The sequence below is a fragment of the Micromonospora sp. NPDC049048 genome (assembly GCF_043197615.1).
Taxonomy (GTDB): domain Bacteria; phylum Actinomycetota; class Actinomycetes; order Mycobacteriales; family Micromonosporaceae; genus Micromonospora.
This window is the reverse complement of record NZ_JBICTM010000038.1, coordinates 1-1095: the sequence shown is the minus strand read 5'-3', so window position 1 is coordinate 1095 and position 1095 is coordinate 1. Positions and strand designations below refer to the sequence as shown.

Here is a 1095-nt window from a genome sequence, read left to right as displayed (position 1 = left end):
CACACTCGTGGTCTGTTGTTCGTTTGCTGTGAGTTGCACAGTGGACGCGTAGCAGCTTAGTAGTCAAGTCCTCGGCCTATTAGTACCGGTCAACTGAACCCGTTACCGAGCTTACATTTCCGGCCTATCAACCCAGTCGTCTAGCTGGGGGCCTTACCCCCACAAAGTGGGGTGGGATACCTCATCTTGAAGCGAGCTTCCCGCTTAGATGCTTTCAGCGGTTATCCCTTCCGAACGTAGCTAACCAGCCGTGCCCCTGGCGGGACAACTGGCACACCAGAGGTTCGTCCGTCCCGGTCCTCTCGTACTAGGGACAGCCCTTCTCAAGTATCCTACGCGCACGGCGGATAGGGACCGAACTGTCTCACGACGTTCTAAACCCAGCTCGCGTACCGCTTTAATGGGCGAACAGCCCAACCCTTGGGACCTGCTACAGCCCCAGGATGCGACGAGCCGACATCGAGGTGCCAAACCATCCCGTCGATATGGACTCTTGGGGAAGATCAGCCTGTTATCCCCGGGGTACCTTTTATCCGTTGAGCGACACCGCTTCCACTCGCAAGTGCCGGATCACTAGTCCCGACTTTCGTCCCTGCTCGACCTGTCAGTCTCACAGTCAAGCTCCCTTGTGTACTTGCACTCAACACCTGATTGCCAACCAGGCTGAGGGAACCTTTGGGCGCCTCCGTTACCCTTTAGGAGGCAACCGCCCCAGTTAAACTACCCACCAGACACTGTCCCTGAACCGGATAACGGTCCGAAGTTAGATACCCAAACCAACCAGAGTGGTATTTCAAGATTGCCTCCACCCATACTGGCGTACAGGTTTCACCGGCTCCCACCTATCCTACACAAGCTAATTCGGATACCAATGTCAAGCTATAGTAAAGGTCCCGGGGTCTTTCCGTCCTGCCGCGCGTAACGAGCATCTTTACTCGTAATGCAATTTCGCCGGGCCTGTGGTTGAGACAGTGGGGAAGTCGTTACGCCATTCGTGCAGGTCGGAACTTACCCGACAAGGAATTTCGCTACCTTAGGATGGTTATAGTTACCACCGCCGTTTACTGGCGCTTAAGTTCTCCGCTTCGCCCCGAA

1 rRNA gene is annotated in these 1095 nt (G+C 55.3%); it reads right to left on the bottom strand.

Annotated features, from left to right (window positions below):
* Window positions 1-59: 59 nt before the first annotated feature.
* Window positions 60-1095: ribosomal RNA gene (locus ACGFIG_RS30760) — 23S ribosomal RNA — on the bottom strand; the annotation flags it as partial.